Source organism: Haloarcula sp. JP-L23 (assembly GCF_011602445.1).
Classification (GTDB): domain Archaea; phylum Halobacteriota; class Halobacteria; order Halobacteriales; family Haloarculaceae; genus Haloarcula; species Haloarcula pellucida.
This window is the reverse complement of record NZ_CP050014.1, coordinates 987,827-1,004,480: the sequence shown is the minus strand read 5'-3', so window position 1 is coordinate 1,004,480 and position 16,654 is coordinate 987,827. Positions and strand designations below refer to the sequence as shown.

Below are 16,654 nucleotides of genomic sequence, written 5' to 3'. Positions count from 1 at the left end.
CACAACCCTCACTCTCCGTTCTCTCGCTCCCCGAGCGACTGCTACGGCAACCGGTCGGTCACTGCCGCGCGGTCCTCGGGGTCGTTGACGTTCCGACACCACCCCTCCAGTTCGACGGTCTCGACGCGGTGACCCGTCCGGACGAGGCGGTCGATGGCGTCGGCCAGTTCGTACTCGCCGCGGGCCGACGGCGCGACCTCGTCGATAGCGGGGCCGATGGCGTCGTCGAAGGCGTAGAACCCCCGCGTGACCAGCGTCGACGGCGGGTCGTCGGGTTTCTCGACGAGGCCGGTGACGCGCCCCTCGGCCTCCGTCTCGACGACGCCGGTCTGCCGGGCCTGCTCTCGCGAGACGGATTCGACCAGCAGCGTCGCGGCCGCGTCGGTCACACTGTGGCGCTGGACCACCGCGTCGAGGTTCGCCCGGCAGACGTTGTCGCCGTTCATCACGACCAGTGGCGGGTCGGCCACCGACAGCGCCTGTTGCAGCGCGTGAGCGGTGCCCAGTCGCTCGTCCTGCCGGACGTACGCGATGGGCGTCCCGCGATAGCTGTCGCCGTAGTGGTCGACCACGTCCGCGCCACGGTAGCCGACGACGACCACCAGCCGGTCCACGCCGACCGACACCAGCGCATCGAAGGCGTACGAGACGAGCGGCTGCCCCGCGACATCGACGAGTCCCTTCGGCCGGTCAGCCGTGAGCGGGCGCATCCGTGTCCCCTCGCCAGCAGCCAGTACGACGCCGTCCATGGCGACTCTCTCAGTCGCGAGGCGGAAAAACGCTTCCGGGCGGGTCGCTTTTCACCGGCGACGGCCTAATCCGATCGATGACCGACGCACGGTTCGACTGCGACACCTGCGGGCGAACGGTCTCCCGCGCCGAGGCCGACGTGTCGGGGACGTTCGGCGACTTGGACGGGTGGCAGACCCTGTGCTGTCCCCACTGCGGGGCGCGTCTGCGGACGGTGTTCGTCGGATCCGAGGAGTGAGCCACCCGACACAAGCGGGTCAGACCTTTGTGCCCCCATCACCGATACCCACCGATGGCTGGGCAACTGCACGTCGGCGTCCACTGGAGCGGGGAGTCGTGGCTGGCCGTCGCGTTCGACGCCGACGGCTACGACCACACCGCAGTGTTCGAGGGCATCGGGGACTGCTGGAGCCGCTACGAGGAGACGGCCAGTCAGATACTGGTCGACGTCCCCGTCGGTCTCGTGGAGTCCGGCGACCCCGTCCGGCGCTGTGACGCCCTCGCGCGGTCGGTACTCGGGCCACGGCGAGCCGCCGTCTTCGACCCGCCGGTGCGAGAGGCGACACGGAAACGGCGGTACTCAACGGCAAACCGCGTCCACGAGCGCAAGAGCGGTGCCCCCCTCTCGGAGGCGGCCTTCGAGGCCAGAGAGGGCATCGCGATGTGTGACGAACTCCTCCGAGAGGTGCCCGAGGCCGCCGCTGTCGTCCGTGAGAGTCATCCCGAGGTCTGTTTCCGCGCGTTCGCCGGCGAGCCACTGGAAGACGACCGGGAGACCGCCGGCGGGTACGCCGAACGGATGCGGACGCTGGCACACTACGACCGCGATGCCCCACCGCTGGTCCAGAAAGCCGCCGAGGCGACCGCTGGCCACGACGTGGCAGTCGCCGACGTCCTCGACGCCGTGGTGCTTGCCTACACCGTCCGGCCGGGTGAGGGAAAGCTTCGGACCCTGCCGGCGGACCCGCCGACGGACACGGCGGGACTGCCGATGGCACTCGTCTATCGGTCGGCAGCGCCGCTCACCGAGTCGTAGCCGGCGACGTTCGACCGCCGGAGCGGCCGCTCACGAACGAGCGTAGTGCTGACTGAAGACAGAACCCGTCTTACAGTCGTTCGAGGTTCGTCGCTCGCGGACCCTTGTCCGCTTGCTCGATGTCGAACTCGACTTCCTGTCCTTCTTCGAGGTCAGGGCCGCCGACGTCTTCCATGTGGAAGAAAACGTCCTCGTCAGCGTCGTCCGTCTCGATGAAACCGTACCCGCCCGTGTCGTTGAAGAAATCGACTTTGCCTTTCGCCATTGTTAGAGCCGTGTAACGTTGGTCGCTCGCGGACCCTTGTCCGCTTGCTCGATGTCGAACTCGACTTCCTGCCCCTCTTCGAGGTCAGGGCCGCCGACGTCTTCCATGTGGAAGAAAACGTCCTCGTCTGCATCGTCCGTCTCGATGAAACCGTACCCGCCCGTGTCGTTGAAGAAATCGACTTTGCCTTTCGCCATTGTTAGAGCCGTGTAACGTTGGTCGCTCGCGGACCCTTGTCTGCTTCTTCGATGTCGAATTCGAGTTCCTGTCCTTCTTCGAGGTCCGGACCGCCAACGTCCTCCATGTGGAAGAAAACGTCCTCGTCCGCGTCCTCAGTTTCGATAAAACCGTAACCGCCAGTGTCGTTGAAGAAATCAACCGTTCCTTTCGCCATTGCACTCGAAGAGTGACCGGGGCCACGGATAACAGTTCCGGTACGGCCACCGACGGCGCTAAACAGCGGGTCTAACCATCGAGGGCGCGGGATATCGACGCCGAGCGGCGCCGATCGTTCACAACAACTATAGGATTCCTGAGGTTACGTCGGGTATGGACCGGAGGGGGGTATACCAGACTGCACCGTGGCTACTCGCTGGTCTGGGCGTCGTGCTGTACGGGGTCGCCGCAGTGTGGCATCTCGGCTTCGAGACGAGTTCCCAGAGCGTGCTGAACGGGCCGGTCGTCTCGTTCGCGCTCGACGGACTCGTTCCGCTGACGCTCGTATACGGCAGTTACCGCCTCGTCCGGGCCGACCTCCCGATGGGGCGAATCTGGACGGTGTTCGTCTGGAGTCTGGCCAGCTGCCTGCTGTTTGCGGTCGTCATCGGCCTGAGTATCTTCATCCGCGAGGCCGAGGGGCGAATCGTCGCCGAACCGGTGTTCATCATGTTGCTGGCCGCCGACACGGGCGCTGTCGCGGGCGCCGTCGCCGGCTACTTCGCGAGTCAGGCACGCCAAGACGCAGACCGCGCGGCCAGAGCGATACACACCCTGACGTTCGTCAACGACCTCCTGCGTCACGACATCACGAACAGTCTGACCGTCATCGACGGCCGCGCGGGGCTGTTGGCGACCGACGCTGACGACGAATCGACGCGGGCGGCCGCACGCGCCATCCGCGAACAGGTCGCGGAGATAGCCCAACTGGTGGACAACGCCGGCGCGGTCGCGGCGACACTCTCGACCGGATCGGCGTTCGAACACATCGACCTCGTCGGCGTCGTTGCGGACGTCGTCGACGGCGCTCGGGCCACCTACGACGCGACGATTACCGTCGACTCGCCGGACAACGCGGTCGTCTACGCGAACGAGGCGGTCCGCCCAGTCGTAAAGAACCTCGTAGAGAACGCCATCGAACACAACGACGACCACCCCACCGTCGAGGTCACCATCGAGCGGAGCGGCGAGACGGTCCGACTCCACGTCGTCGACGACGGACCCGGCATACCGCCGGCCCAGCGCGAGAACGTTTTCTCCCCCTGCGCGGGCGAGACACCTGGTGGGCTCTACCTCGTCGAGACGCTAGTCGAGCGGTTCGACGGCGACATCTGGTTGGCCGACGAGGACGGAGGCGCCCACTTCGTCGTCGAACTCAAGCGGGTCACGTAGGCAGACCGTTCTTGTGGGTCGGCCCCGACCCTCGGATATGCTTCGTCGACTTCGGGAGAACGGGCCGGTGGTGCTGGTGCCGCTGGCGTGGACGTTCGCCACTGCGGCCCATCTGGACCTGTTGACACTCCGGACCGTCCTCATCGCACATCTCGTCATGGACGCGATCATCGCCGCGTTCACCGGCCTCTCGTGGCGCGAAATGACCGACGGCATCCTGCTGGCGTGGCGACGGGTCCTGCTGGTCGGCCTCGTCGTCACGCTCGTCGGGACCGCCGGCCTGCTGGCCGACCCGACGCTCGACCCGCTGTTGACCGCGACCGTCGTCGGGTGGATGCTCGTCCCCGCGGCCGGCCTCGCGTACACGGGTCTGCACATCGACCGGCACCCGCGCATCTACACCGTCGGCGCGGCCCTGAGCGCCGGCGGTGCCGTCGCGTACACCGTCGGCGTCCTCGCGCCGCTCTCGGCGTTCGTCCTCGCCGGACTCGCGCTGACGAACGTCGGACAGACGGCCGGTATCGCCGCCGCAGTCTACGACTACTGACCGGTCTCGCGTTCGGCCACCCGCACGAGTTGCTTCCCGATGTTCTCTCCCTCGAACAGGCCGAGGAAAGCGTCGGGGGCGTTCTCCAGACCCTCGGTAATCGTCTCGCGATAGTCGATGTCGCCGGCCCCGACCCACCGGCCGAGTTGTTTGGCCGCCTGCTCGAATCGCGGCTCGAAGTCGCGCACGAGAAAGCCTTCGACGGTAGCTCGCGTCTGGATGAGTTGCCCGAGTTTCCGCGGTCCGGCGGGCGGTTCCTCGTCGTTGTACATCGAGATCTGTCCGCAGACGGCGACGGACGCGTCGACGTTCAGCCGCGTGAACACGGCGTCGGTTATCTCGCCGCCGACGTTGTCGAAGTAGGCGTCGACGCCGCCCGGCGCGGCCTCGTCCAGCGCCGTCCGGTAGTCCCCGGTCGTCTCGTAGTTGATACCGACGTCGAAGCCCAGTTCGTCCTCGACGAACGCGACCTTCTCGTCGGACCCGGTGAAGCCGACGACGTGGGCGCCCTGCAGTTTGGCGAGTTGGCCGGCGACAGACCCCACCGCACCCGCCGCGCCGGTGACGACGAACGTGTCGCCAGCCGACGGCTGGGCCACCTCGCGCGTGCCGAAGTACGCGGTCAGGCCGGGCATCCCGAGGACACCCAGTCGCGTCGAGAGCGGGGCGACGTCGGGGTCGACCTGCGTCAGTTCCGTCCCCGGCGCGGTGGCGTAGTCTGCCCATTCGAGTTCGCCGGTGACCACGTCGCCGACTTCGAACCCCGCACCGTTGGATTCGACGACTTCGCCGACGACGGCCCCGCGGAGCGCGTCGCCCACGTCCCACGGCTCGGCGTACGACTCGCCTGCGCGCATCCGGTCACGCATATAGGGGTCGACAGAGAGATACAGCGTCCGGACGAGTGCCTCGCCCGGGCCGGGGTCCGGGACGGACTCCTCGGAGCGTTCGAAGGCGTCGTGAGTCGGTGTTCCCTCGGGTCTGTGCGCCAACCGATAGACGCGGTTCGTCGCTGGCATCGCAGGCCATACAGGGGGACACTGGAAGGGGGCTTCGAAGGGAGAAACAACCACCGGTTGAAAGTTTATTCGTCGTCAGGCACAGGACATAACCGGTGTCGGCCCCAGACACGAGACATGGTCGACGACGACCTCGGCACGGCGACGATAGTGTACGAAACGCCCGAGGACGGCACCGTCGAACGGGTCGTCCAGAACGAACACGTCGCGTACTTTCAGGACCACTGGATACTCAAGACCGACGAGGACGCCGACCGTGACGTCGTCCGTCGGATTCCGCGAGAGCGGGTCCACTACGTCGAGCGGTCGGTCGAAGAGTTCGAACAGGAGGTCGGCACCCTCCGGAATCAGGTGGAATCGTTCGCCGACGACGTGCGAAAGAAACTGCTGGGCAGCGACGACCAGTCCGAACGAGAGGCCCACCACATCGACGTCGAGAGCGACGAGGACGCGTCGTAGCCGCTTTTCGTCACGCCGCAGCCACGACCGTCACTCGGTGTGCTGACAGCTGAATCGACGACGCAGTTGCAATGGCAGAGACCGAACGGTCGGGGTGCGTATTACCGACGGCAAGCCCGGGTTGCTATCGCCTATCGGATGGATAAATTCGAGCGTGACGATTAAAACGAAATTAACGGAGGCCACAACACCGCCGGGCCCGGTGCGCGTGGCCCCCTCGTGTGACAGCAGTCAGGCGACGTCGCGTCGCTCGCTGAACGTCGCCGACCCGCCGTCCCAGTGAACGACTGTCTCGATCAGTATCTTGCCGTCGTTCTGCTTTATCTTCCCCCCACCGACGAACCCGACGTCGATGCGCTTGGTTTTGGTCGACGACTCGTCCGGACCGAGCGTCCCCACGGACTCCTCGCCCTCCCAGACCGAACTGTTCCCCGTGTAGATGGTCGTCGTGACCGAGATGTTCTCACGCGGGTTTCCGCCGTTGTTCGTTATCTTGACCGTGACGTCCCGGCACGTATTGCCGCACGTCTCGATGTTCCGAACGTCGATGGTGAACGGTCGGACGTGGTTCTCGCCCGGCGTGGCCTCGTTCGGTGTCGCGGTGGGCTGGGTCTGGGTGTCGTCCCCACCACCGAACGGACCGAAGCCGACGGCGACGATACCACCGGCCGCGAGGAGGAGGGCACCGACGACGAGTCCGACTATGACCACCGTCGCACTAGCCCTACGTGACGTCTCCACTCCCAATTTCGAGTCTGCCATGTCGCCCCTTACTCCGTGGTATGGGTTGCTTATTTGCCGACTAATCGGTACCCGACGCGCGTTGTGACCGTATCGAGAACGTCTTCGTGGGCGTGTCGAGAGTGCAAAAATAACCGACACGGTCGCGAAAACAGTGTGCTCGCTGTTGACGAGAGAATCGCATGGAACCGGTCACGGCGAGCGGCGGGCATCCGACCAGCCGACGCCAGTCGGCGGTTCGCGCCGACCGGGAACACGCCAGTGACCCGTGACCGGGAGGGGACCCGAAACTCCTGTCGCTCGCCGAGACATCATTCACCGACCCCACGCCGACCTCGAGCGGTCGTCGAGCGGCGACGGCTGAGACGACCGGTCGGTCAGGCCCGTCTCGGACGCTCCCCCTCGTACGCATCGAACCACCCGTCTACGGTCTGTTTGAGCGCACCGGTGGTGCTCCCGAGGTTCAGTAGCTGGTAGCCGTCGGCCACCTTCTCGTTGACGTCGTCCATCCCGAAGCCGAGGCCGCCGACCGGGACCCCCGCGTCGATGGCAGCCGCACGGACCCTCTCGACGGCGTCCTGTACGTCCGGGTGGTCGAGTTCGCCGGGGTGCCCAAGTGACACGGAGAGGTCAAGCGGCCCGACGAAGACGAACCCCAGTTCGGGGACATCGAGTATCTCCGAGAGGTCGTCGACGGCGGCCTCGGTCTCGACGGTCGTTCCGACGAGCGTCTCCGCGTCTTCGGTGGCGGCGTAGTCATCGGCCAGCCCCCAGCGACGGGCCCGCGGCGCGCCCAGCCCCCGCTTCCCCGGCCCGCCGTCGTACCGGAACCGTGCCGATTCGACGGCTTCGCGGACCTCCGCAGCCGTCTCGACGCGCGGTAAGAAGACGTTCCTGACGCCGAGGTCCAGCACCTTCCGGACCAGCGTCGGGTCCGTATCGGGCAACCGAACGAGGAGTTCGATACCCGTCCGTTCGGCCGCACGGAGCAGGTCCTCCATCGCGGCCGCGTCCCACGGGTCCGGCCCGCCGTGTTCTAAGTCGAGCCAGACGAAATCGAGCCCGAGGTCGCCGCAGAACTCCACGAGCGTCGAGCTATACGTGTTGTCCAGCAGACCCAGCGCGACGTCACCACTCTCTAGCGTGTCGGCGAGGCCGTTCTGTGGTTGTGACGGAACCATACGCGATAGTGTCAGCCAGCCCCAATAAAGACGGGGTTCGCTGTGACACGCCCGGTGAGAGGCCGAGACTATCCGGACCCACACACCGCACGAACTGCTCTCCGCTCGCGGAAACGGGGGGACAGCCCGGTATTCAGTCGAGTACGGTAGCTTCTCGAATGAGAATCGAAGAAAACGGGTATGCCGCCTCCCGGATTGTGAACCACGCCGAGACAGTCCTGCTCGCTTCGCTGCGCGGGCTGTGACTCGTCTGGTTCAAATCGCGGTCGGGAAGATTGTCACTGCTCACTTCGTTCGCAGGAAAATGCCGCCTCCCGGACCTCAACTGGTGGTTTACATGCCGGTATGACATCCCCCCATGTAGATGACGAGAAACGCAGATCGTCGCATCGAGAATCTGCAGGGCCGCATTGAGCGCGCCGAGGAGATGAGTGGAGACAACCGAGACGTACTGCAGGCCTTCGACAACCGACTGGCCCTGCTCGGGAGTCAGTACGGCAAGGAGCGCCGTGAGAAGCTCCTCAGGCATTGTGTACGCATCGCCGAGGAAGTCGGTGGACTGGCTGACGCCCTCGACGACAAGCGGGCGGCCGAGGACATCGTCCGCTGGATTCACGACACCTACGACAACGAAGAGTCCAACCGGGATTACCGAGTCGCGCTGCGAATGTTCGGGAAGCACGTCAGCGACGGCGACGAGATTCCCGACAGTATCGCGTGGGTCTCCGCGACCACGTCGAAGGACTACAACCCCATGCCGAACCCGGCGAAGATGCTCTGGTGGGACGAACATATCAAGCCCATGCTCGAAGAGTGCCGCCACGCCCGAGACAAGGCGCTCATCGCCGTCGCCTGGGACTCTGGAGCCCGTAGCGGGGAAATCCGGAACCTCTCCGTCGGAGACGTTTCTGACCACAAATACGGCCTGCGTATCTCCGTCGACGGGAAGAAGGGCGAGCGGTCGGTCATCCTCACGACCGCCGTCCCTTTCCTCCAGCAGTGGCTGAGCGTCCATCCGGGCAAGAACCAGCCAGAGGCCCCGCTCTGGTCCAAACTGAGCAAGCCCGAGGACATCAGCTACCAGATGAAGCTCAAGATTCTCAAGAAGCACGCCCGGAAGGCTGGCATCACGCACGCCGACGTGACGTTCACCCGGATGCGGAAGTCGTCGGCGTCCTACCTCGCTTCCGACGGCGTGAATCAGGCCCACATCGAGGACCATCACGGCTGGGACCGCGGCTCGAAGGTCGCCTCTCGCTATGTCGCTGTCTTCGGTGACGCTAACGACCGCGCTATCGCGCAGGCCCACGGCGTCGACGTCGAGGAAGACGAGTCCGACCCAATTGCGCCGGTGACGTGCCCACGATGCCGGAACGAAACCCCTCGTGACGAACCCACCTGTGTCTGGTGTAGTCAGGCGATGGACACCGCAGCGGTCGAAGAGCTGGAAGCGGACCAACGAGAGACCCGTGCCGAGCTGCTCCGAATCGCTCGCGACGATCCCGAGCTTCTCGGCAATCTCGAAAACGTCGAGCGGTTCATCGAACTCGGCGACGAGAACCCCGAACTCCTCCGTGAAGCACGGGAGTTCGCGAGTGCCGGCGGCAACTGAAACAGACACGGCTACACCTCCTCCTTGGCGCGCTCGATCTCCGCTTCAACGTCGTGGAGGAGCGGTTCGTTTCCGTACCGGACCAGCGCACTCAGTGCAAGTGCGCGGACGAACTCGTCGTTTCCGTGCTTGAGGATACGAACGAGCGTCTCCTTGTTCTCCTGAACGAACTGGTCCCCGTCTGCTCTCTTCGCCGTCATTGAATCACCCCCTGCGGTGACAGTCCGAAGTCGTTCGGCGTGTGGCTCTCGACGTGGAAGGAGGCCTTCTTGTCACGTAGGTCGACCCCACAAGCGGGACACTTGACGAGTCGAATCTTGTCGTGGCCGAACCGCTCTATCATCGGCCGGCACCTCGCTCGGTGAGAGTCGTTTCTTCGGGGCGATCCGCTATGATCAGTCCATCGTTTTTGCTTTCCATAGTCCGGTGATGGGCCGGTTAGGCCGGCGAGACCGGAGCCGCCGAAAACAGAACGAACCCGAACTCTCATTAGCAACGATTGCTAATGTGTTAACACGGTCGTCCTGTTGTACGTGCGTATAGGACGGCTCCCATATCGGTTGTTTCAACGACGGGCCACGGTGACGGGTGGTAGGACACCCGAGCGGCCTCCCGTTCTACGGGTGGTGCCTGTCGTTGGACGATTCAGACGCGTTGAGCGATATCTTTAATTCGGAGATCTTAGTGGTTCCTGTGTGTTGCCCTCCTCAAGTAGGCGTTCCAGGGTGTCACTCCAAGATTCTCCGGTGTCCTTGACATCGCTCACTTTGTCTCGAGTACTGGGACGGACGGGGATCGACGTCCATCCTTCATCGGAGTTCACCGACATACACCCCTCAATGAATCCCGGGTAATTAGGCTTTTGTGTACCCATGGTTAGTACATACTGTTAATCATGTGTACCACCGACGAATTAGACGATGACCCCGAGGACGAAAGGGAGAGCTGGCTCAGGCATAACAAAGATCCGCATGATCGACCCCAGGGACTTCTCACCTACGATGACCGAGAATACCTGCTGGGAGAAAAAGACATCAGTGACGCATCGGAGACGCAGCTACGCCAGCGGATGCGTGACCGGATACGGAACGGTCTCGTAGACTTCGAACTGCTCTTCCACTACCTGGATGACCGTGATTTGCAGACTATATTTAGCGACATCACTGAGCCGCCAGAGGGTTCAGAGATCAGTGAGGTGTACGACGGTATTCGGTGGGCTCTCGCATTCAGCTATTATGGCATCACTGAGCACACTCATGTGAACTTCGAACGACTCCTAGAGGAAGCCATCGAGATAGGGAGTAACCGGAGCCGGAAGGCGACGGAAGGAGAGCATCAGAAGGCGGCTATTGCGTCGGTGAACATCGAGGTAGATTGGCGTGTCCGATTCGTCGACCCCGAGCGCGCGATGGAGAAGCTTCGAGACGGTGAGTGGCTCACCGATAAGGAGATTGGTGCTCTGGTAAGGCACGGTGATCTCGATAACGAGGATTTGGAACGTCTGCGAGAAGACGACATATTGGACAGCGACACGGCCACTGACAAAGAATAACCCACCGATCAGAACGCTTCTCACGGGCCGGAATTGATAATTTGGTTCTGTTGCGAGTCTCAAGGCCGGAAATACGGGCATGCAGTCACGGTCACCTTATTCGATCCGGCCACGTGTCCGCTTGCCCGATATGGGCAGGCAATTCGCCGCCCAATTGCCGGCGATAACCCACACTGAGAGAGCGGAGAAGAATAAAAAAAGGACCCAGGCGTGGCGGTAATGGTCGGATCCATCTTGCCCACCTCAACGAGTACCGGAACAGGCGTGCCTCAGAGAGATAGAGCGGGAACCAACGAATCGGGAGCATCCCGCGAGGGACAGGCGAACAATGCCAGCGCCTATCGCTCCCGCCATTATAATGGCGCCCGTCGTGCGAATAGAACGGCCCACTGTGCCTGTCGCCGGTGCGGTCTCAGTGGGCGCCGCCTGCCAGTACATCCACCCCTACAGGCCCGTTTTCACAGACGGCGTCTCACGGGATAGAACGGATATCTCTCGGTTGGATTGGCGAAGCCGTCAACGGTGCTCATAGATATGGAGGACTGCCAGAATCAGTGGTTCGTTCGTGTCTGCGCGCCAGGCCGACCTCGATCTGTGATGGTGGCGATGTAAGAGCAATCTGCCCATTTGTCTCCGTCAACGATGGAGAAGTCGGGGTTTACGCGGACTGGTATCGTGTTCGATGCCAGCTATCCCCAGTTCAGTCGGTGACACTCGCGCTAGTCACACCGGTTCCGGGTCCCAAAGTCGGTTCGGCGCCTTTGGACGACCAGAACCGTGTGTAGACCCGGACAATAGTATCTCGCCCTGTCCGTGATGGCCGATAAATTGGACTGTCCATCGAGGATGAATGGCGTGAGTGGGTAAGGATGATCAGTCGGGCGCAGAATTGTCGGCCAGCAGAGCATGATTGCCGGGAGAATTGGTGGACATCGGGGAGCTAGTCGGTCCACTTCCTGTCTGGTCGGCCTTGTCAACCGGGGTTTGCTCGTGGCCCGGCCTATCCCACCTCTTGCTTTGCCGGGAGTGGACTTTCGGTGTCACTTGAGGCGGCCGAAAACGGTTTTTGCCGGTCAGGAATGGGTCTATCCCGGAAAACCGGCTGCAGCACAGCCAGCTCACAGGTCACGCTTCACCGGCCGAGAGTTGGGCGATATCGGGGAAGATGGTCAAGGAGCCGGGCGAACATCGACTCTGGATCCCATCTGATTCGCCTCAGAGGCCAGCATATTCGCCCTATTCTGTGGATGGGTTGGCCTTTTTGAAGTGGGTCACTCGGAAGGGTGATAGCGGTGCCTGCCGGCCAAGAACGGGTCCACTCCGGAGGGCCAGCTGCAGTGTTAGCCTATAGGCCACGCTCCGGCGGCCCAAATAGGAATTAGGTGTCGGTAAAAATAGGCAAACGGAAGAGAGGGTGTCATACAACGGATCTCACACTCGTTCTTCTCGCCCTCTACTCGTTCAATACAGACGAGTGCTCGAACATGTCACTCGGAGATCTGCCCGAAAGCTGCCACGAGTCGTGTGCTGAATACAGAGGATAGATACGGCGAAATGCCCGTGTGACACTGCGGTTTTTGACTGACATTTCCTAATCCAGCATGGCATACATGTACAAGAAAAATCGGAATTTTCCGTTAGAATAACGCTTGAATGTTATGATCGAGCGTTGTCGGAAAAACAATAAGTGCTGGCTAAGGAACTGATTCCTATGACAGATTGGGGAGAAGCCGTTTGCCGGGAGATAGAACGGTTTCAGCAGTGGTCGTCGCGGGATGAATTCAGTGTTGAGGCATTGTTTACCCAGGCAAAGCCTCGGCTACAGTCGCAATTTCCTACTTCTAGTACACACCGCCAGTCGATGCGGAGGGCCCTTCAGGACCTGACATCCATTGGCGCGATCGAACGCCTTCGCCCAGGTGACTACAGAATCGTTGATCTTGAGACGGATGGCCTGGCACTTCAGTCAGTCTCAAAAGAGGGCGAATCACTGCTTGAGCAGTGGCAGGCAGTAGCTGAAGAACAGCCACAAGGAGAGCATTTCGACTTTGTGGACCCCTATGACTTTGATGGGTTTCAGACTAATGTTGAAGCGTTTATCTCAAGCCCTGATCTGGAGACATTCAAGGCCGTCCGGGATCACCTCAACAGCGGTGTCAGTACGGATTCGGGAAGCAACATCTACGAGAAGTGGACTGAGACAAAGGGGCGAGAACCCGAAGAATTAGCGACCTTGATCGGAGAGATCCAGGATGCGAGCAGTTATGACACTGGATGGGAAGATGAGCTGGATGCGAAGTGGATGGTTCGGGAGCTCTACGGCCGGTTTCACATCGATGAGGCGCCCCCAATAAACAGCCAGACGCTAGCTGGTTTGGAACTGTTTGGTTATCCCTCGACGGATGATTACAACGAGGCTCATGTTCATTACGAGGATTTCAAGCTTGACTATCTGGAGTTCTGTGGTCACGCCACCGAAGAGACTGACCATGAAGTGTCACTGAATATTGAGATCGGCCAGCTACTCCGAGTGATCACCGAAGTTGACAAAGACGGTTTAGAGGAGTTTGAGGGTCCCGCTCAAGTCGAATTACTTCTGGAGTCGATCACGGACCAACGGCGCATGGCCACGCCAGCGATGATCGGCCCCAAGCCCAGGGAGCTTGGGCTCAAATACGTATTAGGAGAAATAGCATCGAGGTATCCTGCGAAAGAGGAGATCTCCGGAAGTGAGGCTGAGCGAAGCGTTTCGAACTATCCCCGCCTGCAGGGCTGGTTAAAAAGTGAAGCGACGGCTGCAATCAAGGAGTTTGTCGCCGAGACAGACCTCGATTACAAAATCCGTGCTGGAATGGGCCAGGGGACAATGGCATATGACCCTTATGTGGCTGTCTTCGATAAAAATCACACTACGAGTACCCAAAACGGAATTTATGTTGTGTTTCTTTTTGACCCGGCTGCAGATAGTGTCTTTTTAACCCTGAATCAAGGCGCCCAAGAAGCAACCAAAGCAAGTCATTGCGCAGAGTCGGGTGCAAATACCTACGACCTGTTAGACCGAGCTGCCGAATCCTACAGAGAGGCGCTTGCAACGGTCCCTGACCGATTCACCGCACAGTCGCCTGAGTTGACTAATGATACTTCAAAGGCCCGAAAGTATGGGCGTGGGGCGATCTGTTATCGTGAATACAGTGAGACTGCATTCAAACAGTCCTCAGAGGATACTACCGGAGAAGATCTACAAAACATTATCAGCACCTATCAACAGTTGTTGAAGACTGTCGGCTCTACACCGACGATGACAATGCCAGCCGGCCAGATGTGGCGTATCGGGCCAGGCTCGGGCGGAGGACTATGGGAGGTATGGTCAGAGTGTGGGATTGCCTCCGTTGGGTTCGGGGGACATGAGCTGGCAGATGTCCAATCTGCCTCGCAGGACGTCCGTGAAAACTGGCAGAAGAATCAGAGCGAACAGCAGCTCTATGATTTCGTCACAAACATCGAGGACGGGGACCTCATCGTAGCAGGCTCACAGAAAGACAACTTGAGCCGTGTATATGGTTTTGGGGTCGTGACGGCTGGTTTTGATTCGACCGATCAAGATGCTGTCCTCGATGAATACAATGGCGACATTGAAATGCCTCATGACCGCTTCATCCAAGTCGATTGGTTCCCGGTCGCAGAGCAAGGACTACCGATCACGATCACCTACAATCAAGAGGTCTTCAATCAGTGGACCTTAGAAACCCTCTCAGAGGAGGCCTACCAGCAGATCGGCGCCGCAACGTGTCGGAAGCGCTCGTTTGTCGACACGGACCGTACGTATCAGGAGATTGCTGATGCTCTCCACACGACTTTGGGGCTAAGCGATGGGGAGACTAAAACGACCGAGAAGAAAACCAAATCTGGCCAACGACGGCTCCCATCGCTACCGGATATCGACAACCCTGCAACCGCCCCCTATTATTGGGTGAACCAGAGTGAGGGAAAAGCACCAGTCGCTGACAAGTACCTGCAGGCGGGTCTTGATGAGCGCTGGTCACACAACCTTGGGAAACTGGAGGTAGGTGACACCGTCTTCAATTATCACGACGGGGAGCTACTCGGCTATTCAGTCGTTGCGTCGGAAGCTTACGTGACAGAGGTCGATGGAGCATACAAACAGCAAATCGATGTCACTTTTACGCAATTTAAAGAGCCGATCGGGTTGACCGATCTCTATCCGATTTTCATCCAAGACAAATATCGCCTGGAGAAGTATAATCCGATGGGGCCCTCGGGCCCAAACCAGGAATACCTCTATTGTGTCTCCGAATCGGCTGGTGAGAAACTCATGCAGTTGGGGACTGCCCAACAGAATATAGATCGACTGGAAGACCGGCTCTCGTTACCACCGGTCGAACCAGACCTCCCGGAAGGACTCTACTATCCGAGTGAGCAGGCCGTTTCGATCCGAAATCAAATCAGAGCAGCGCTGAACGGCGGTAAACACATCGTGTTCACTGGCCCGCCAGGAACCGGAAAATCGAAACTGGCAACAGCAGTCTGTGCCCAGCTGACTGAGGCAGGGGTCATCGACGGCTCAGTGTTCACGACAGCAACAGCCGAGTGGACAGCATACGATACCGTCGGCGGCTACATGCCCAGCCAGAATGAAAAAGATGGGAGCCTAAAGTTCTCACCCGGGCAGTTCCTACGGTGCTTCCGGACAGATGAAGGAGACATCCGGACCAGGTGGCTGGTGATCGACGAACTCAACCGCTCGAATATCGACAAAGCGTTTGGCCAGTTGTTCTCGGTCCTGTCCGGTGACTCCGTCGAGCTCCCCTACGAACGCGATGACACAGTGAAGATTGACTGGGTCGATGACGGGACCCTCCAGGAACAGCGGGAAGCGATCGCAACCAACCCAGATCGCTATCCTGTGACACCGCAATGGCGGCTATTGGGGACTATGAACACGGCAGATAAAGCCTCACTCTATGAAATGTCCTATGCTTTCATGCGGCGCTTCGCGTTCATCCATGTCGGCATCCCCGAGCTGATCGAAGACGGTGACGTTCAGGCCTGGCTGTTGAATCCGGCAGCTGGTAAGGATAACTACGCCACCTCCTGGCTAGCGATCGACCCAACCACCGAGTTGGATATCGAAGAGGATGTAGATGACGACTCAGTCGGACTGGCTAGAACTCTCGACAATATTGGGGATCGAATCGCAGTCCTTTGGGCGAATATCAACGCCGGCCATGAAATCGGTCCCGCCCTTATTGAGGACCTTGTCTCTTACACAGCAGCTTATGATAGCGAGGCGGCAGGAAGTGCACTAACTAGTGCGGTGATATCACTAGTCTACCCTCAACTGGAGGGCTTGCGGCCTGATGAGCAGAAAGATCTGATTAATTCGCTAAACGATAGCACGACCATTCAGTGGGTCCACTCAGATCATGAGCCCGAAGACACGGAGGCTGGTGTCGAGGATGAAGGCCAGGTCGACAATGACCGCGAGGTGACCCCTGGTGTCGATATAGGGGCCCTGAAAGCCACTGCCGAAGATATGTTCGCTATCGACTTCGATGACAAAGACGACGCGTGAAACCCTCACTGAGAGGGTTCAGACAGAGCTCATAGCCTATCTAAAATCGGGGCGGCCGATTGGCCAGGAGCAGTTGGTACATGCTCTCGACAAAACGGGCCTCCAGATTCAGGACCTTGATCGGTTGCTCAGGATCCGGTTTGCCCTCTCGGAGCCAGTTCAGGACTACCTGTCGGAGCTTCACGATCGGCTCCGGCGGGTAAAAACCGACAGCACAGTCGAGAGCGAGGAGACTCGTGGGAAATACGGGGGCGATTGACTGGGCCAGACCATCCGACAACGCTATTCGGA

At 60.6% G+C, this 16,654-nt stretch carries 18 protein-coding genes; 9 read left to right on the top strand and 9 right to left on the bottom strand.

Annotated elements, in window-relative coordinates; all coding sequences use genetic code 11:
• Nucleotides 1-41: 41 nt before the first annotated feature.
• The gene (locus tag G9465_RS05065) at nucleotides 42-749 is read right to left on the bottom strand and encodes a sugar phosphate nucleotidyltransferase (RefSeq protein ID WP_166968130.1); all 708 of its coding nucleotides are present in this window, start codon (nucleotides 747-749) and stop codon (nucleotides 42-44) included.
• Between the two features lie 77 nt (nucleotides 750-826).
• On the opposite strand from G9465_RS05065, the gene G9465_RS05060 reads away from it, so the two are divergent.
• Nucleotides 827-988: a hypothetical protein gene (locus tag G9465_RS05060; protein ID WP_166968129.1), complete on the top strand. Its 162-nt coding sequence runs from the start codon at nucleotides 827-829 to the stop codon at nucleotides 986-988.
• A 54-nt stretch (nucleotides 989-1,042) separates the two neighbouring features.
• Nucleotides 1,043-1,786: a DUF429 domain-containing protein gene (locus G9465_RS05055; RefSeq protein ID WP_166968128.1), complete on the top strand. Its 744-nt coding sequence runs from the start codon at nucleotides 1,043-1,045 to the stop codon at nucleotides 1,784-1,786.
• Between the two features lie 70 nt (nucleotides 1,787-1,856).
• On the opposite strand, the gene G9465_RS05050 is transcribed toward G9465_RS05055, so the two are convergent.
• Genes G9465_RS05050 through G9465_RS05040 form a run of 3 tightly spaced genes read right to left on the bottom strand, consistent with a single transcriptional unit; the run spans nucleotide 1,857 to nucleotide 2,445 of the window.
• The gene (locus tag G9465_RS05050) at nucleotides 1,857-2,051 is read right to left on the bottom strand and encodes a cold-shock protein (RefSeq protein WP_166968126.1); all 195 of its coding nucleotides are present in this window, start codon (nucleotides 2,049-2,051) and stop codon (nucleotides 1,857-1,859) included.
• Between the two features lie 2 nt (nucleotides 2,052-2,053).
• Nucleotides 2,054-2,248, bottom strand: coding sequence for a cold-shock protein (locus tag G9465_RS05045; RefSeq protein WP_166968124.1), 195 nt, complete (start codon nucleotides 2,246-2,248; stop codon nucleotides 2,054-2,056).
• 2 nt (nucleotides 2,249-2,250) lie between these two features.
• A complete protein-coding gene (locus tag G9465_RS05040) occupies nucleotides 2,251-2,445 on the bottom strand; it encodes a cold-shock protein (protein WP_166968122.1) in 195 nt (64 codons plus the stop codon).
• 155 nt (nucleotides 2,446-2,600) lie between these two features.
• Here G9465_RS05040 and G9465_RS05035 point away from each other — a divergent pair, with 155 nt between their 5' ends.
• On the top strand, nucleotides 2,601-3,659 hold the full coding sequence (locus G9465_RS05035) for an ATP-binding protein (RefSeq protein ID WP_166968120.1): 1,059 nt from the start codon (nucleotides 2,601-2,603) through the stop codon (nucleotides 3,657-3,659).
• Nucleotides 3,660-3,696: 37 nt separating this feature from the next.
• Nucleotides 3,697-4,206 (top strand): hypothetical protein, encoded by a 510-nt coding sequence (locus G9465_RS05030; protein WP_166968118.1) that lies wholly within the window; start codon nucleotides 3,697-3,699, stop codon nucleotides 4,204-4,206.
• On the opposite strand, the gene G9465_RS05025 is transcribed toward G9465_RS05030, so the two are convergent.
• Nucleotides 4,200-5,225 (bottom strand): NADP-dependent oxidoreductase, encoded by a 1,026-nt coding sequence (locus G9465_RS05025; RefSeq protein WP_166968116.1) that lies wholly within the window; start codon nucleotides 5,223-5,225, stop codon nucleotides 4,200-4,202. The two genes, G9465_RS05030 and G9465_RS05025, sit on opposite strands and share 7 nt — an antisense overlap.
• A gap of 117 nt (nucleotides 5,226-5,342) precedes the next feature.
• Between G9465_RS05025 and G9465_RS05020 the strand changes: the two genes are divergently transcribed.
• Entirely contained in the window at nucleotides 5,343-5,684 is a 342-nt protein-coding gene (locus G9465_RS05020; protein WP_166968114.1) for a hypothetical protein, read from the top strand.
• 231 nt (nucleotides 5,685-5,915) lie between these two features.
• On the opposite strand, the gene G9465_RS05015 is transcribed toward G9465_RS05020, so the two are convergent.
• The gene (locus G9465_RS05015) at nucleotides 5,916-6,395 is read right to left on the bottom strand and encodes a hypothetical protein (protein WP_166968112.1); all 480 of its coding nucleotides are present in this window, start codon (nucleotides 6,393-6,395) and stop codon (nucleotides 5,916-5,918) included.
• 407 nt (nucleotides 6,396-6,802) lie between these two features.
• Nucleotides 6,803-7,606, bottom strand: a complete 804-nt coding sequence (locus G9465_RS05010) for an HpcH/HpaI aldolase/citrate lyase family protein (RefSeq protein WP_166968109.1) — start codon at nucleotides 7,604-7,606, stop codon at nucleotides 6,803-6,805.
• Between the two features lie 364 nt (nucleotides 7,607-7,970).
• Between G9465_RS05010 and G9465_RS05005 the strand changes: the two genes are divergently transcribed.
• A complete protein-coding gene (locus tag G9465_RS05005) occupies nucleotides 7,971-9,218 on the top strand; it encodes a site-specific integrase (protein ID WP_166968107.1) in 1,248 nt (415 codons plus the stop codon).
• Nucleotides 9,219-9,229: 11 nt separating this feature from the next.
• Here G9465_RS05005 and G9465_RS05000 read toward each other — a convergent pair whose 3' ends face one another.
• Together G9465_RS05000 and G9465_RS04995 are read right to left on the bottom strand one after the other, a co-directional pair.
• Nucleotides 9,230-9,418 carry a hypothetical protein gene (locus G9465_RS05000; RefSeq protein ID WP_166968105.1) on the bottom strand — a complete coding sequence of 63 codons (189 nt, stop codon included), beginning with the start codon at nucleotides 9,416-9,418 and terminating at the stop codon, nucleotides 9,230-9,232.
• Nucleotides 9,415-9,561, bottom strand: coding sequence for a hypothetical protein (locus tag G9465_RS04995; protein ID WP_166968103.1), 147 nt, complete (start codon nucleotides 9,559-9,561; stop codon nucleotides 9,415-9,417). The genes G9465_RS05000 and G9465_RS04995 overlap by 4 nt, the downstream gene beginning before the upstream one ends.
• 552 nt (nucleotides 9,562-10,113) lie before the next feature.
• Here G9465_RS04995 and G9465_RS04990 point away from each other — a divergent pair.
• The 3 genes from G9465_RS04990 to G9465_RS04980 all read left to right on the top strand — a co-directional run bounded on the left by G9465_RS04990 (nucleotide 10,114) and on the right by G9465_RS04980 (nucleotide 16,622).
• Nucleotides 10,114-10,770 (top strand): hypothetical protein, encoded by a 657-nt coding sequence (locus G9465_RS04990; RefSeq protein ID WP_166968101.1) that lies wholly within the window; start codon nucleotides 10,114-10,116, stop codon nucleotides 10,768-10,770.
• A gap of 1,711 nt (nucleotides 10,771-12,481) precedes the next feature.
• Nucleotides 12,482-16,363: an MrcB family domain-containing protein gene (locus G9465_RS04985; RefSeq protein WP_166968099.1), complete on the top strand. Its 3,882-nt coding sequence runs from the start codon at nucleotides 12,482-12,484 to the stop codon at nucleotides 16,361-16,363.
• Complete coding sequence (locus tag G9465_RS04980) at nucleotides 16,344-16,622, top strand: hypothetical protein (protein ID WP_166968097.1); 279 nt, start codon at nucleotides 16,344-16,346, stop codon at nucleotides 16,620-16,622. Before G9465_RS04985 ends, G9465_RS04980 begins: the two co-directional genes overlap by 20 nt.
• Nucleotides 16,623-16,654: the final 32 nt, after the last annotated feature.

What these genes read in the sequence shown, in the direction of transcription:
- G9465_RS04990 (WP_166968101.1), top strand. Translation starts at nt 10,114, where the DNA reads ATGTGTACCACCGACGAATTAGACGATGACCCCGAGGACGAAAGGGAG.
- G9465_RS05005 (WP_166968107.1), top strand. Translation starts at nt 7,971, where the DNA reads ATGACGAGAAACGCAGATCGTCGCATCGAGAATCTGCAGGGCCGCATT.
- G9465_RS05030 (WP_166968118.1), top strand. Translation starts at nt 3,697, where the DNA reads ATGCTTCGTCGACTTCGGGAGAACGGGCCGGTGGTGCTGGTGCCGCTG.
- G9465_RS04995 (WP_166968103.1), bottom strand. Translation starts at nt 9,561, where the DNA reads ATGATAGAGCGGTTCGGCCACGACAAGATTCGACTCGTCAAGTGTCCC.
- G9465_RS05055 (WP_166968128.1), top strand. Translation starts at nt 1,043, where the DNA reads ATGGCTGGGCAACTGCACGTCGGCGTCCACTGGAGCGGGGAGTCGTGG.
- G9465_RS05045 (WP_166968124.1), bottom strand. Translation starts at nt 2,248, where the DNA reads ATGGCGAAAGGCAAAGTCGATTTCTTCAACGACACGGGCGGGTACGGT.
- G9465_RS05000 (WP_166968105.1), bottom strand. Translation starts at nt 9,418, where the DNA reads ATGACGGCGAAGAGAGCAGACGGGGACCAGTTCGTTCAGGAGAACAAG.
- G9465_RS04980 (WP_166968097.1), top strand. Translation starts at nt 16,344, where the DNA reads ATGACAAAGACGACGCGTGAAACCCTCACTGAGAGGGTTCAGACAGAG.
- G9465_RS05040 (WP_166968122.1), bottom strand. Translation starts at nt 2,445, where the DNA reads ATGGCGAAAGGAACGGTTGATTTCTTCAACGACACTGGCGGTTACGGT.
- G9465_RS05025 (WP_166968116.1), bottom strand. Translation starts at nt 5,225, where the DNA reads ATGCCAGCGACGAACCGCGTCTATCGGTTGGCGCACAGACCCGAGGGA.
- G9465_RS05020 (WP_166968114.1), top strand. Translation starts at nt 5,343, where the DNA reads ATGGTCGACGACGACCTCGGCACGGCGACGATAGTGTACGAAACGCCC.
- G9465_RS05010 (WP_166968109.1), bottom strand. Translation starts at nt 7,606, where the DNA reads ATGGTTCCGTCACAACCACAGAACGGCCTCGCCGACACGCTAGAGAGT.
- G9465_RS04985 (WP_166968099.1), top strand. Translation starts at nt 12,482, where the DNA reads ATGACAGATTGGGGAGAAGCCGTTTGCCGGGAGATAGAACGGTTTCAG.
- G9465_RS05050 (WP_166968126.1), bottom strand. Translation starts at nt 2,051, where the DNA reads ATGGCGAAAGGCAAAGTCGATTTCTTCAACGACACGGGCGGGTACGGT.
- G9465_RS05065 (WP_166968130.1), bottom strand. Translation starts at nt 749, where the DNA reads ATGGACGGCGTCGTACTGGCTGCTGGCGAGGGGACACGGATGCGCCCG.
- G9465_RS05035 (WP_166968120.1), top strand. Translation starts at nt 2,601, where the DNA reads ATGGACCGGAGGGGGGTATACCAGACTGCACCGTGGCTACTCGCTGGT.
- G9465_RS05060 (WP_166968129.1), top strand. Translation starts at nt 827, where the DNA reads ATGACCGACGCACGGTTCGACTGCGACACCTGCGGGCGAACGGTCTCC.